We start from the raw sequence: 14,461 nt of genomic DNA, 5'->3' as shown, positions 1-14,461 counted from the left end.
GGGCTGCGCAAGGCGAGGTTCAGCGCAAATCGCCTACCATGCTTGCCAGGGTCTCCAGCACCGCTCCGGCCAGTGCCTTCGAACGCGCCCCCGACCACCCGGTGACGGCATCGGGTGCGTCGTCATGGTCCTTGAACGGCATCTCCAGCGTCAGCGACAGGCAGTCATGTGCCATGCCCACCGCATTGCAGGCCAGCGTCGTGTTCGCCTGTCCGGGTTCGTCACGGGTATAGCCATGCACCGTCTGGAAGTCGCGGGTCAGGCTGCACAAGGTGTTACGGAACTGCTCTTCGAGCTTGGCCAGCCGAGGGGTGTAGCCCGGGTTGCCCTCGCATGCGGCCGTGAACACGTGCGGGATCTCCTCGTCACCGTGCACGTCGATGAAGGCATCCACACCGTACTGCTTCATCTGCGCCTGTGCAAAGAGCACTTCCGGGCTGAATTCGACGCTGGCGTCCTGCCAGGCACGGTTAAGGTCCTTGCCCTTGAAGTTGGTGCGCAGGTGGCCGAGGAAGGCGCCGTCGGGGTTCATGTTGGGGATCAGGTAAAGGTCGGCCTTGGCCAGCAATTGCTGGATCACCGCGTCGTTGGCCTGCAGGCGGTCGATCACGCCTTCCATGAACCATTCGGCCATGTGCTCGCCCGGGTGCTGCTGGGCAATCAGCCACAGCTTGCGCTTGCCTTCGGCACCGTCACCTGCCCGCAGCAGGGGGATATCGCGGCCCTGGATACTGCGGCCGCTGGCCAGCAACTCGACCCCCGGGAGTTGGCAGGCACGTTCGATCAGCTGGTTGTGGCGGGCCCGCGGGTAGGGCTCGAAGTAGGCGAACCAGATCTGGTCCTGTTCAGCCTTGACCTCGAACGATAGCGCCGTACCGTCGAACTGGCTTGGCACACGGAACCAGCGCTGCTGGTCGTAGCTGGCCACAGCGTTGTAGCCGCTCCACGCGTTCTTGTACGAGGAGCCGGAAGCGTTGTCCAGGCTGAAGCGATGGACCTGCCCCGGTGTGAGCCCGCTGACCTTGAAGTGGAACCACTGGTAGTGGCCGCTGTGGGTGTCCGGACGAATGGCCAGGTGTACCTGGGCCGGGTTGCTGGCATCCAGTACCTGTATGTTGCCGGAGTCGAAATCGCAGTCGATCTGCAGGGGGGACAGCGTCACGGTCATGTGCCGGGCTCCTTTGCGGGCATTGTTGTAGGGGTACTGTATACGGCTTGGTGGGGATGCTGTGCAAGAACAGGCAGGGCGAGCCGTCAGCGGACAGCCCGTATGCCGCGGGCCAGTGCCAGCAAATGTGTGGACTTCAGGTTATTTGAAGAACTGACTGGGCGTGGTACCGAACTGACGCTTGAACATGCTGGCGAAGGCACTTGGGCTGTCATAGCCCAAGGCCCCCGCCACATCGATGATTCGCTCGCCCAGGGCAATCCGCTCCAGTGCCTGCATCAGCCGCGCCTGCTGGCGCCACTGGCCGAAGGTCATGCCGGTTTCCTTGCGGAACAACCGCTGGATGGTCTTTTCGTCCACCCCCAGTCGCAGGCCCCAGTCGGCAACCGTGGCGTTATCCTCGGGCCGTTCATGCAACGCCGTGCAGATCACCCGCAGGCGCTGGTCGCTGGGCTGCGACAGCTTCAGCGGCAAGGTCGGCAGTACGCAGATTTCGTCGAGGATCAGGCGCATGACCCGGGTTTCGCGCGAGTCCTCGGCAAACGGTGCGGTGAACCCCACCGAGGCCTTGATCAGTTCGCTGAGCAAGGGCGAGATGCTGATGGCCTTGCTCTGCAGGGGCAGGCCCGTTGCCGCGTCGATGCGCACGAACACACTGCGCATCTTCACGTCGCCGACACAGCGAATGGCATGTACCTGGCCGCAAGGCATCCACACGCCGCGGCTGGGTGGCACCGTCCAGCATTCGTTGCCGGACTCGACGATCATCAGGCCTTTGATGGCATAGATCAGTTGATGCTTGGTATGGCTATGGGGCTCGATGAACCAGTCGCTTGGGTAGTCTGTCGCACGGCTACCCACTTCCCAGGTCCACTCATCGACCTCCACCAACAATTCACGCTGCGGCTTTACCATCGTGACCTCATATCGGAGCAGCCTGGCAGCGCCACTTTAGCAGCAACGGCCAGGGCGGGCCCGCGAGCGGGTGGCCGGCAGCAAGGCGGTGGCCAACCCGAGCAGCGGCAGGAACGCGATGGCTTGGTACACCCATTCGATGCCATGCTGGTCGGCCAGTGTGCCCAGGCCGGCTGCACCCACGCCGCTGATGCCGAACATCAGCCCGAACATCACCCCCGAAACCATGCCGACCCGGCCTGGCACCGCCTCTTGGGCATACACCACCAGGGCAGCGAATGCCGAGGACATCACCAGGCCGATGGCCACCGCCAGTACGGCTGTCCAGGCGAGGTCGGCATGGGGCAGGGCCAGGGCGAAGGGCGCCACGCCGAGGAACGAGACCCAGATCACGGCCTTGCGCCCGATGCGATCACCCACCGGGCCACCGGCAAAGGTGCCCAGCGCAACGGCTGCGAGGAACACGAACAGGTACAGCTGGCTGTGCTGCACACTCAGGCCGAAATGCTCGATCAGGTAGAAGGTGAAGAAGTTGGTGAACGAAGCGATGTAGACGAACTTGGCGAACATCAGCACGGCGATCACCACCACCGCGCGCCACATGGCACCCCGCGACAGGCCAGGGGCCTGTTGGCCCGCGAAGCTCTTGAGCCGGGCCTGGCCGTGGCGCACGCTCCAGCCCGTCACCCGCAGCAGCACCAGAACAGCCAGCGCAGCGGCCAGCATGAACCAGGCAATGGCCGGTTGCCCGTGCGGAATGATGATGGCAGCGGTGAGCAGCGGGCCGAGGGCCGAGCCGGTATTACCGCCGACCTGGAAGGTTGATTGCGCGGTGCCGAAGCGCCCGCCGGAGGCCATTCTGGCCACCCGCGAGGCCTCTGGGTGGAAGGTGGCCGAACCCACGCCGACCACGGCGGCAGCCACCAGCAGCATTTCATAGCTGCCGGCAAAGGCGAGCAGGGCGATGCCCACCAGCGTCACCAACATGCCGGCAGGCAGCAGGTAGGGTTGTGGGTGCTTGTCGGTGAACATGCCGACCCAAGGTTGCAGCAGGGAAGCAGTCACCTGATACACCAAGGCGATCCAGCCGATCTGGGCGAAGCTCAGCGCGAAATCGCTTTTCAGCATGGGGTAAATCGACGGCAGTACGGCTTGAATCAGGTCGTTGAGCAGGTGGGCGAATGCAGCCGCACCGACGATGCGCACGACAAAGCCCTGAGGCTGGTCGGCAGGCGTGGCGGCGGCTATGGAGGCGGCGGAGGTTGTCATGGGCAAGGTTCTTCTATGGCAAGGGAGCAAGGCGTTGCCGCAGCAGGTTATCCAGTGCCCAGGTGGCCTGTCTCACGCCGAACAGGCAGCCAATGTCGCGTTTCGGGCATCCGTGCCCACTGCCTGGCAAGAGAGCGGAGGCGCCCGGTATTCCATCATTACAGCGTGAGGAAATCAGGCGCGGCCCGTGTGCAGGAACGGCCTGGTGTCGCGATGGGCCGCTCCTGCAGGTGATTGCCTTCAGGCCATATCGGCTGCGGTCTTGCCGGCGACCTTGCTGCGCCCGCCCAGCCATACCAGCAACAGCCCCGCAGCCGCCAGCACACCTCCGGCCATTGGCACGGCGGCGTAGCCCAGGTTCAGGCTGATAACCGCACCGCCCAGCGCCGCGCCCACGGCGTTACCCAGGTTGAACGCACCCACGTTGATCGACGATGCCAGGCCTGGCGCCTCGATGGCGGCAGTCATTACACGCATTTGCAGCGGCGGTACCACGGCGAAGGTGAACATGCCCCAGACCAGCAGGGCGATGGCGGCGCCGATGTGGCTACCCAGTACCAGGGGCATCGCCAGCATGATCAGCGCCAGCACGGCGAGGAAGATCTTCGCCGCGCCATCCAGCGACCAGTCGGCCAGGCGGCCACCCAGGCTGTTGCCAAGGGTGAAGCCAACCCCGATCAGTACCAGCCCCAAGGTTACGAAGCTGTCCGAGGCGCCGGTCAGTTCGGCCAGCACCGGCGCCACGTAGGTGTACAAGGTGAACATGGCGCCGGCACCGAGCACGGTGGTGGCCATTGCCAGCAACACGCTGGGGCGGGCAATGACCGCCAGTTCCTTGCGCACATGCGGCACGCTGCCGCGTTCACCCTTGGGCAGGGCGTACCACAGTGCGGCCATGGCCAGCAGGCCGAGTACGGCGGTGCCGGCAAATGCCATGCGCCAGCCAATCTGCTGGCCGATCCAGGTGGCGGCCGGCACGCCGCCGATGTTGGCGATGGTCAGGCCCATGAACATGGTGGCCACGGCGCTGGCCTGTTTCTCCTTGGGCACCACGCTGGCTGCCACCACGGCTCCCAGGCCGAAGAACGCACCATGGTTGAGGCTGGTGACCAGTCGCGAAGCGAGCAGGGTATAGTAGTCCGGCGACAGCGACGACAGCAGGTTGCCAAGGGTGAAGATGGCCATCAGCGCCATCAGCGCAGCGCGCTTCCCGAAACGGCTGAACAGCAGGGTCATGATCGGCGCGCCGACCATCACGCCAATGGCATAAGCGGTGATCAGCATGCCGGCGCTGGGGATGCTCACCTCCACGCCCTGGGCGATGACCGGCAGTAGCCCCATCGGGGTGAACTCGGTAGTACCGATGCCAAAGGCACCAATGGCCAACGCGAAGAGCACGCGGCCGGGTCTCATTGTTTGAGCAGTCATCGGTGTCAGTCCCAGGTTGGCGCCAGGCCGTCAGGGCTGACCTCGCGGCCATTGCGCTCCAGCTCGGCGATGCGTGCCATGTCATCACTGTCCAGCTTCAGGCCACGGGCAAGCAGGTTGCTGGCCAGGTTTTCACGCTTGGTCGACGACGGGATCACGGCATAGCCCAGTTGCAGGGCCCAGGCCAGGGCAACCTGGGCGACGGTAGCCTTGTGCTTGGCGGCGATCTGGGCCAGTACCGGGTCTTTCAGCACTTTGCCGTAGGCCAGGGTCATGTACGAGGTCACGGTGATCCCTTGTTCCTTGAGGAACGCGGTCAGCTTGCTGTTCTGCAGATAGGGGCTGAGCTCGATCTGGTTGGTGGCGATTTCCCCTTTGCCGACCACGGCAATGGCCTGCCTGGTCAGCTCGATGTTGAAGTTGGAAACGCCGATCTGGCGAGCCAGGCCTTGCTGCTTGGCGTCGGCCAGGGCCTTCATGTACTCGGGCAGTTCTACGCCGTTGCCCGGCGCTGGCCAGTGGATCAGCAGCAGGTCGACGTAGTCGGTGCGCAGTTTCTGCAAGCTGTCACGCAGGCTGGGGATCAGCTTGTCGGCGGCGTAGTTGTCGACCCAGATCTTGGTGGTGATGAACAGCTCGCTGCGCGGCACGCCGCTTTCGGCGATGGCCTGGCCGACTTCGGCTTCGTTCTTGTAGATCTGGGCGGTATCGATGACGCGGTAGCCGACTGCCAGGGCAGACTTGACCGAGTCGATGACGGTTTGGCCGGTGAGGCGGAAGGTGCCGAGGCCGAAGGAAGGAACGCTCATGGGGTTGCTCCTGAATAGGGGGAGGATCATGTGGTGCCCAGTGTGCAGGTTTGAACGGCAGCGAATAAGCCGCTACGGCGCCAAAGTCATTTGACCTGTAGGCACAAATACATTTTCAAGCTGTGCATTCACTACATAAATAGGGCCAGAGGGGCTTGGAACCTTGTTCAGCTAGCGCTTTTTTATCAAGCGTTGAGGCTGCCCATGATCCCTTCCGTAATACCTGCCGATTCCATCGATGCGCTGATTGCCCGTCAGTTGCCAGGCTGGCTCAAGCGCGCGTCTGCCCAAGAGCTGACAGGGCTGCGCGCCGCTGCTTTACGCCAACAGCGGGCGCAGGATCAAGTAGACGCCTGGTTAGGGGCCATAACCCCCTTGGATGAGTTCGCCGAGTCGTTGCTCAAAAGAGCACTTGAGGCCCATTCGATCAAGCGGGTTGACCTGCGGCAGGCCCAGCTCAGGCTGGTGACCCTGCTGCCAAAACCGTCGATATCGCCTGCTTTACCAAGCACTTCAACACGACTTGTCAGCACCCAGACGCTGCTCTCGGCGGCACTGCACAACTTCCACGAAAAGGAAATGCAGCCTGGCTGGTTCGCGGCCGGGTCGCAGTTGGTCACTGCAAGTGGGCACCTGCTGCCACTCAGTGCGCAAGCCTTTGTCCGTCTTTGCAGAGACATTGATATCGGCAGGCGTTATCAACGCCATTTGCAATCGAAGCTTGAAGGCGAGGGGGTGGCCGTCGAGAGCACCCTGGAGGAGGCGATGAGCGCGAACCTGGCGCTTGCTGCAATCGCCGCAAGGATCAAGGGTGAAATCGATGAGCAGACCTGTCAGTGGATCAACCAGGTGGTGGGCACAGGGTCTTTTCTGCCAGCCGACAACACCGTGTTGAAGTGTCACACCCTGAGGCTGCTGGGTAAGAAGGTCATTGGCGCACTGATGATCGAAGTGCGTCAGAACGGCCGCCTGCTTGGCGTTATTGCGTGGTTGCCTGAGGACCCGTATGCCCCGGTGAGTTGGCACACCCACTGGGAGCTACTGTACATGACCCTTGGCATACGCTTGCGTAATGAGGCGTATCGGCGGTACTTCCAGCGCTTCGTCGCAGAGCGCGATCGCGTCGCCTTCTGCGCGGCGCTGAACGCGCTGCTCAACCAAGGCAACACTGTTCTTCCGCTTGAGCTGGATGGCCGCTGTTTTGCGATCGAGGGTGACGTGTTCGCCGCGCTGCGCCAAGCCCGGATCGACAAAATGCTGGATGACGCGCGGGTATTGGCGGTATCGACAGAGGATGAGGATATCGCCGACCGCCGCGCACGTTTGCAGGGCTATCTGGACTTGGGGTTGAGCGTGGCAGGCCTGGCAGCGCTGTTTGTGCCTGTGTTGGGGCAGGCCCTGCTGGGGCTTACGGTGGTGCAACTGGCGGGTGAGGTGTACGAAGGCTACCAGGATTGGCAGTTGGGTGATCGCGACGCCGCATTGGGCCACCTGTTCAACGTGGCCGACACGGTCGTGATAGCGGCGGTGACGACGGCCGGGACGGCGGCTCTTGGCAAGCTGGCACAGCGAGTGGCGCGGGTGGATGCCATGGTGCCGGTAAGCCTGGGCGATGGCCAGTTGCGCCTGTGTGATCCGTCCTTGTCGGGTTATCAACGTGAGGGCGTCGATCTGATGGTAGGACAGGCCGTGAATGAAACTGGCCGTTCGCTGAGGCGCCTGCACGATGCTGTCTATGAGGTGAGCGAAGGGGACGACGGCGCATGGCGTATTCATCACCCATCAAGGCCAGGGGCGTATTCACCGGCGCTTGAGCACAATGGTGCCGGAGGATGGGTGCATGAGTTCGAGCAACCGCAGCGCTGGCATGACCCCGCCTACCTGGTACGTCGCCTTGCCAGCCGCACGGCGCAGGTGCCCGATGAGGCGGTATCTGTAGCGCTGCAGACCACCGGCTTCGAGGCTGACTGCCTGCGCCGCTTGCTGTTGGAGAATTCGCCCCCGCCGGCACGCTTGCTCGATGCCATCGAACGCCAGCAATTGCACCGTGATTTTCCGACGTTGCGGGGTGACGCTTTCGAGGAGGTCTTCAACGAGCGACAGATCAGCCCGCAAGCAGCGGACCGCGTATTGATGCGAGACTTCCCGGGCCTTTCCCATCGCTGCGCACGGGAAATCGTCGAGGGGGCCAGCAGCGTCGAGATGGAGAGCCTGACGGGTGCAGGCCGGGTGCCCTTGGCCTTGGCGGAGCGTGCACGCTGGGCAATACGCGACAGCCGGATAGACCGTGCCTGCGCAGGGTTGCGCCAGGCCGCCGCAGAAAATGCCGATACCGGTAAGCTCGCGTTGGGCCTGATCGAAGCCATCGCCCCTTGGTCGGCTGGGGTCAACGTTGAGCTGCCTGCCGCGGGCAGGGGTGGGTTGCTGCAGACGTTGAGGCGGCAGCTGGACAGCCGCCAGCGACAGTTGCTTGGTATGAGCCAGATGACGGATGACGCACTGGGTGAGCGGCTTGGGCGTGAGGCACTCGCAGACCGTGAGTCGGCGGCCCGGATGATTGGGCTGGCCCGTGTGGGGCAGGGGATTCGCCCTCCTGTGCGGTTGTTCGATGGGCGTTTGGGCTACCCGCTCAGTGGCCACCTGACAGGGACCCGCCAGGCACTGCGCCGCACGTTGAACCACGTGTATCCGGTGATGAGCAGTGAGCAGCTGGAGGTCTACCTGCAAGACCTGGCGCAGCGGGGGGTGGACCCGTGGAACCATGTCAGCCAACTGCTACAGGCCAAGGTCAGCCTCAAGCAGGCATTGCAAGCCTGGCGAAATGACGCAGGGCTGAACATTGTCCGCCGCCTGCGTCGTATCAAGGTTGCCAGGCGCATTACGGCAAGCTGGCAGCGCTTTACCCCTGGGGAGGTGGCGGGTGACTACCACCTGACCCTCGTGGGTGAGCGAGTGGGTGAATTGCCGGCCTTGCCTGATAATGTGAGTTTCGACCACATCACGCACCTGACCCTGCGCGATATGCAGCTGACGAGCCTTGATGCGGGCTTTCTTGGTCGCTTCAGCAAGGTGCGCAACCTGGACTTGCGGAACAACCGGCTGACTCGCCTTCCTGCAGGTATCGAGCAACTGACCGAATTGAAAAACCTGCGCCTTGGCGGCAACCAGATCGTGCTTTCCAGCGAAGATAACCTGCGTTTGAGCCAGCTTGTGGAGCTGCGCCGTCTGGAGCTCAACGGTAACCCGGTCGGCCTGCTGCCACCCTTGGCGTCTTTCCCCCTGCTGCGCCGGCTGTCCTTGCGCAACACCGGGCTGGGCGAACTGCCCGCTGATCTGGCCAGGCACGGTAATCTGGAGTTGCTGGACATGCGTGACAACCAGATCCAGACGCTGCCTGAAGCGTTGTCTCTAGTGCCGCTGCGCTTGTTGCGGGGACTGGAGCTGCACGACAATCCGCTCTCGGACGAAACCCTGCAGCGCTTGCAGTTGGCCAGGGCGTCAGCCGGGGCGGCTGAGCGTCGGCGTGCGGCTCATGCCTCTTCGATCCCGAACGCTGCAGCCCCTTGGTTTTCAGGGTTCACGCCAGCCCAGCGCGAGGTGCGATTGGCGCGCTGGAACCGCTTGAGCCAGGAAGCCGGGGCGCAGGATCTGTTCCGCTTTTTCTCTGATTTACGCGCCCTGCGTGAATACGACGCACAACCCCGCGACCTTCAGGCGCGGGTGTGGCATATCCTCGAAGCCTGCGAGCAGCACGCTGAAGTACGCGCGAGCCTGTTCGAGCAAGTTGCCCGGCCGCGCAGTTGCAGCGACGAGTTACTGCTGACGCTCAGCGAGCTGGAGGTTGGCGCGCTGGTCGCCAAGGCCGGTACAGCCGGTACCGGGTTACAGAAGGAGCGGGCGCTGGTCAGGCTGGGGCGTTCGTTGTTCCGCCTGGACAAAGTCAACGCAATTGCCGCGCGGCATATTGCGGATTACTTTTCGAACGATCCCGTTGAGGTTTACCTGACCTATCGCGTCAGGCTGGCGGATAGCCTCGACCTTCCCGTGCAGCCCAGCCATCTTTCGTATGAGAGTTTCAGCGGCGTTGGCCGTGAAGACCTGGACGCCGCGCGCAGCGAGGTGCTGCGGCAGGAAACGCCACAAGCCTTGGCTCAGGCGCTGGCAGATCGATCCTTCTGGCAGGACTATCTGCACGAGCAGCAGGCGGCGCGCTTCAGCCGCCTGGACGAGCCTTTTCAGCAGCGCCTGGATGCGTTGCTCGAACAATCGAAAACGCTGAGCGATGGCGACTATTTTGCCCTGGTCGAGCATATCTGCGCAGCGCGTGAGGTCGCGAAACGGCAGCTTTTGCTTGAATTGAGCCGTGAGGCAATCCAGCGCCACGGCCTGTGAACGAAACAGCCCGCCGAGAGGCGGGCTGTTCGCTGGAGCGGGACGATCAGCGGCGGCGGAACAGCGGCAGCGGTTCGTCGGTGGCGGCCTGGTAGGTCACCGAGAAGTCCTTCAGGCCTTGCAGCGCGTCTTCCGGGTCCTTGTCGGCACGGATGGCGAATGCGTCGAAGCCGCAGCGGGCCATGAAGAACAGCTGGTCGCGCAGTACATCGCCGATGGCGCGCAGTTCGCCTTTGAACTTGTAGCGGTCACGCAGCAGGCGCGCATTGGAGTAGCTGCGGCCGTCGGTGAATGCCGGGAAGTTCAGGGCGATGACCTGGAAGTGGTGCACGTCTTCGCCGATTTCCTCCGCTTCCTGGTCGCTGTCCAGCCATACACCCAGGCCGCCATCGCGGGCCTTGAGCACATGGGCATGGTCGCGCCACATCTGCAGCGGGACGATGTAGTCGTCGCAGTTGGTCAGCTCGTCGAACGAGGTTTCCTTGGGCAGCAGGTGCCAGGTTTCGTCGACGATCTGGTTGTTCTTAATGATTCGCTGCATAGACGCGTTCCTTGAAGGGGTCGATGCCGATACGCTGGTAAGTGTCGATGAAACGCTCTTCCTCGGTACGTTGCTCGACGTACACGGCGATCAGCTTCTCGATCACATCGGCCATGTCATCCTGCGCGAAGGACGGGCCAAGGATCTTGCCCAGGCTTGCGCCGCGCGCGGCGTTGCCACCCAGCGACACCTGGTAGAACTCCTCACCCTTCTTGTCCACGCCGAGGATGCCGATGTGGCCCACGTGGTGGTGGCCGCAGGCGTTCATGCAGCCGGAGATGTTCAGGTCGATTTCGCCGATGTCGAACAGGTAGTCCAGGTCGTCGAAACGGCGCTGGATGGACTCGGCAATCGGGATCGACTTGGCGTTGGCCAGCGAGCAGTAGTCACCACCCGGGCAGCAGATGATGTCGGTCAGCAGGCCGATGTTCGGAGTGGCGAAGCCGCCCTCGCGCAGTTCCAGCCACAGCGCGTGCAGCTGGCGCTGCTCGACGTCGGCGAGGATGATGTTCTGCTCGTGCGAGGTGCGCAGGAAGCCGAAGCTGTAGCGTTCGGCCAGGTCGGCCACGGCGTCCAGCTGCTTGTCGGTCAAGTCACCCGGAGCAACACCGGTCGGCTTGAGTGACAGGGTCACAGCCACGTAACCCGGGCGTTTGTGGGCACGGGTGTTGCGCGAGCGCCAGCGGGCGAACCCTGGGTACTCGGCATCCAGTGCGGTGTAGTCGACGTTGTCGAGTGCGAGGTACTCGGGGTCGACGAAGTGGCGCGACACACGCTGCACTTCGGCCTCGGTCAGGGTGGTGCTGCCGCCTCGCAGGTGGACCATTTCGGCCTCGACCTTTTCGGCGAACACTTCCGGGGTAAGGGCCTTGACCAGGATCTTGATCCGCGCCTTGTACTTGTTGTCACGGCGACCGTAACGGTTGTACACGCGCAGGATGGCGTCGAGGTAGCTGATCAGGTCCTGCCACGGCAGGAACTCGTTGATGAACGAGCCCACCACCGGGGTACGGCCCAGGCCGCCACCGACCAGCACACGGAAGCCCAGTTCGCCGGCAGCGTTGCGCACCGGCTCCAGGCCGATGTCGTGCACTTCGATGGCCGCGCGGTCTTCCTGCGAGCCGTTGATGGCGATCTTGAACTTGCGTGGCAGGTAGGCGAATTCCGGGTGGAAGGTGGTCCACTGGCGGACGATTTCACACCATGGGCGCGGGTCGACGATTTCGTCTGCGGCCACACCGGCGAACTGGTCGGTGGTGGTGTTGCGCAGGCAGTTGCCGCTGGTCTGGATCGCGTGCATCTGCACGGTGGCCAGCTCGGCGAGAATGTCCGGGATGTCTTCCAGCGCCGGCCAGTTGTACTGCACGTTCTGGCGCGTGGAGATGTGGGCATAGCCCTTGTCGTAGTCGCGAGCGATCCTGGCCAGGGTGCGGACCTGGTTGGCGTTCAGCTGGCCGTACGGCACCGCGACACGCAGCATCGGCGCGAAACGTTGGATATAAAGGCCGTTCTGCAGGCGCAGAGGGCGGAATTCTTCTTCGCTCAGCTCACCGGCCAGGTAGCGGCGGGTCTGATCACGGAACTGCTTGACGCGGTCCTCGATGATCCGCTGATCGTACTCGTCGTATACGTACATAAAAGTCCTGTCTCAGGCATGCAGCTATTCGCGCGCACGGCCGCGCACTCCGGTACGGAGCCGGGGAACGATATCAGGTTGCAGTTATGCGCTAAAGTGATGTTTTTGCATATGAAAAGAACCAAATGGACTATGTGAGATTGACTGCCATTTGTGCGTTGAGCGTCGCCAGGCGTTTATAATCCGACGTTTGCTTCGCAGAGATGTGACCCCATGCTCAAGGCCCTGTGCCAAAGCTTGTGCCTTGTCTTGCCACTGATGGCAAATGCGCAACCGGCTTCGGTGGTGTTCCTCAACCCGGGGCTGTCCACCGAGACGTTCTGGACCAGCTACACCCGCTTCATGCAGGCCGCCGCGGACGAGCTGGGCATGACCCTGCAGGTGCAATACAGCGAGCGCCGCGCTGACCTGACACTGACTCAGGCCCGGGCGATCCTGAGCGCGCCGCACCGGCCCGATTACCTGGTACTGGTCAACGAGCAGTACGTGGCACCGGAAATCCTGCGCCTGTCGCGTGGCACCGGGGTGAAGCTGCTGCTGGTCAACAATGGCCTGACCACCAGCCAGCGCCTCAGCATCGAGGCTCAGCCCGACAAGTATGCCGAGCCGCTGGGTACCTTGATGAGCAACGACGAGCAGGCGGGCTACCAGATGTTGCACTCGATGCTCGCACAACTGCCTCGCAACGCAGGGCCGGTGGATCTGCTGGCCTTTGCCGGGGTCAAGACCACCCCGGCCTCGCAGTTGCGCGTTGAGGGCATGCGCCGCGCCCTGGCCGATTTCCCACAGGTGCGCTTGCGGCAGGTGGTATACGGCGGCTGGAACCGTCAGCGCGCCTATGAGCAAGCGACGCAGTTGCTGGAGCGTTACCCGGCCACCCGCCTGGTGTGGTCGGCCAATGACCAGATGGCTTTTGGTGCCATGCAGGCGTTCGAGGAGGCCGGGTACACGCCGGGGCGTGACGTGCTGTTCGGTGCCGTCAACAGCTCGCCCGAAGCCTTGCGCGCGCGTATCGATGGGCGCTTGAGCGTGCTGATGGGTGGACATTTCACCCTTGGCGGTTGGGCCATGGTGATGCTGCACGATGATGCCCACGGGCTGGCGTTGAACCGCGACGGCCTGCGCGAACGCCGTATTCCGGTATTGCAGGAAATCGATCAGGCCAAGGCCAGGCGTTGGCTGAAGCTGTTGGAAAGGGACGACTACGGCGTCGATTTTCGGCGTTACAGTGCCGAAGGGCGGCCGCCCGGGTACCGTTACCCGTTTCTGGCGTCACCGGTCGAATATTGAATGACCCTGCTTGAGGGAAGGGCATTGCTCGTCTTAACTGCTGGTGGTGAAGTGCATTCCCATAACCACTACAAGAGGCAATGCAATGGGAAACTCAACCAAGGTCCGCAAAGCTGACAGCAGCGTCGATGCCTGGGCGATCCTCTGCCTGATCGTTCTGGTGGTGGTCACTGCCGTGTATTGGGTCAGCCACCAGTGACTTGCAACTCAAGACCGTGATGTAGCAGGGGCGTCTGCGGGAGGGAATCTCGCAGGCGCTTTCTTATTGCCTGTGGCCGCCTCTTCGCGGTGAAAACATATCCCTTGAGAATGTCGCAGGACCGTCGTAGGAGCGGGTTTACCCGCGAAAGGGCCGGCCCTGCTGGCCAATCTCCACCCGCCGTTTACCGTTGCGACCGCGACCGTATTCGCGGGTAAACCCGCTCCTACACCGATCGGTGGAGGACACAGGTCGGTGGTTGGACACAGGCCCTCGTAGGAGCGGGTTCACCCGCGAAAGGGCCGGGACTGCTGGCCAATTTCCACCTACCGTTCACCGTTGCCGCCGCTACCGTATTCGCGGGTAAACCCGCTCCTACGCCTGAACGAGGGTGGACACAGGTCGGTGGTTGGACACAGGCCCTGTAGGAGCGGGTTCACCCGCGAAGAGGCCGGCACAGGTTAGCGGGTCAGGTGCAGCGCCAACTGCACCAGGCCGATCAATACCGCAATGAACACCAGGGTGAACAGCCCCCCCAGCGCAATGAAATGGCTGGCCTTGCCGTGGGTGAAGTCGCGTGCGCGGTTTTTGCCGCTTTGCACGCCGAAGGCGGCAGCGAGGATGCTGTGCAGCATCTGCCAGAAGGTCGGGGGTTTGCCCTGGCTGGAATCGTCCATGGTGGCTCCTGGGGAAATCAGAGGCAATCAGGGACAGTGTAGGCAATGGTTGTGAGGTTGCCCGTGCCGGCCTCGTCGCGGAGAACCCCCCGACAGGTAAATAACTGCCCTTGAGGGCTGTTTCATACCTGTGTGGG

The 14,461-nt window shown here is 63.1% G+C and carries 10 protein-coding genes; 2 read left to right on the top strand and 8 right to left on the bottom strand.

The features are described from left to right. Positions 1–19 precede the first annotated feature (19 nt). The 5 genes from ACF8RA_RS20580 to dkgB all read right to left on the bottom strand — a co-directional run bounded on the left by ACF8RA_RS20580 (position 20) and on the right by dkgB (position 5,589). Complete coding sequence (locus ACF8RA_RS20580) at positions 20–1,168, bottom strand: carboxypeptidase family protein (protein ID WP_176683911.1); 1,149 nt, start codon at positions 1,166–1,168, stop codon at positions 20–22. Between the two features lie 141 nt (positions 1,169–1,309). Next, positions 1,310–2,083, bottom strand: coding sequence for a helix-turn-helix domain-containing protein (locus ACF8RA_RS20575; RefSeq protein ID WP_176683910.1), 774 nt, complete (start codon positions 2,081–2,083; stop codon positions 1,310–1,312). Positions 2,084–2,119: 36 nt separating this feature from the next. Next, on the bottom strand, positions 2,120–3,352 hold the full coding sequence (locus ACF8RA_RS20570; RefSeq protein ID WP_209964930.1) for an MFS transporter: 1,233 nt from the start codon (positions 3,350–3,352) through the stop codon (positions 2,120–2,122). A 240-nt stretch (positions 3,353–3,592) separates the two neighbouring features. Continuing rightward, complete coding sequence (locus tag ACF8RA_RS20565; RefSeq protein WP_370844328.1) at positions 3,593–4,765, bottom strand: MFS transporter; 1,173 nt, start codon at positions 4,763–4,765, stop codon at positions 3,593–3,595. 20 nt (positions 4,766–4,785) lie between these two features. Next, positions 4,786–5,589, bottom strand: a complete 804-nt coding sequence (gene dkgB / locus ACF8RA_RS20560; protein ID WP_176683907.1) for a 2,5-didehydrogluconate reductase DkgB — start codon at positions 5,587–5,589, stop codon at positions 4,786–4,788. Positions 5,590–5,793: 204 nt separating this feature from the next. Between dkgB and ACF8RA_RS20555 the strand changes: the two genes are divergently transcribed. Next, the gene (locus tag ACF8RA_RS20555) at positions 5,794–9,981 is read left to right on the top strand and encodes an NEL-type E3 ubiquitin ligase domain-containing protein (RefSeq protein WP_392519529.1); all 4,188 of its coding nucleotides are present in this window, start codon (positions 5,794–5,796) and stop codon (positions 9,979–9,981) included. Positions 9,982–10,027: 46 nt separating this feature from the next. On the opposite strand, the gene ACF8RA_RS20550 is transcribed toward ACF8RA_RS20555, so the two are convergent. Further along, on the bottom strand, positions 10,028–10,522 hold the full coding sequence (locus ACF8RA_RS20550) for a DUF934 domain-containing protein (protein ID WP_176683905.1): 495 nt from the start codon (positions 10,520–10,522) through the stop codon (positions 10,028–10,030). After that, positions 10,506–12,158 carry a nitrite/sulfite reductase gene (locus ACF8RA_RS20545; RefSeq protein WP_176683904.1) on the bottom strand — a complete coding sequence of 551 codons (1,653 nt, stop codon included), beginning with the start codon at positions 12,156–12,158 and terminating at the stop codon, positions 10,506–10,508. Before ACF8RA_RS20545 ends, ACF8RA_RS20550 begins: the two co-directional genes overlap by 17 nt. A gap of 213 nt (positions 12,159–12,371) precedes the next feature. On the opposite strand from ACF8RA_RS20545, the gene ACF8RA_RS20540 reads away from it, so the two are divergent. Beyond that, a complete protein-coding gene (locus ACF8RA_RS20540) occupies positions 12,372–13,448 on the top strand; it encodes an ABC transporter substrate-binding protein (RefSeq protein WP_392519528.1) in 1,077 nt (358 codons plus the stop codon). A gap of 660 nt (positions 13,449–14,108) precedes the next feature. Here ACF8RA_RS20540 and ACF8RA_RS20535 read toward each other — a convergent pair. Next, positions 14,109–14,324 carry a DUF2970 domain-containing protein gene (locus ACF8RA_RS20535; protein WP_020193229.1) on the bottom strand — a complete coding sequence of 72 codons (216 nt, stop codon included), beginning with the start codon at positions 14,322–14,324 and terminating at the stop codon, positions 14,109–14,111. Positions 14,325–14,461 lie beyond the last annotated feature (137 nt).

This window comes from Pseudomonas sp. FYR_5 (assembly GCF_043106315.1).
GTDB lineage: Bacteria > Pseudomonadota > Gammaproteobacteria > Pseudomonadales > Pseudomonadaceae > Aquipseudomonas > Aquipseudomonas putida_Y.
Note: the sequence above shows the minus strand (reverse complement) of the source record. Positions and strands in the feature narration are given on the sequence as shown.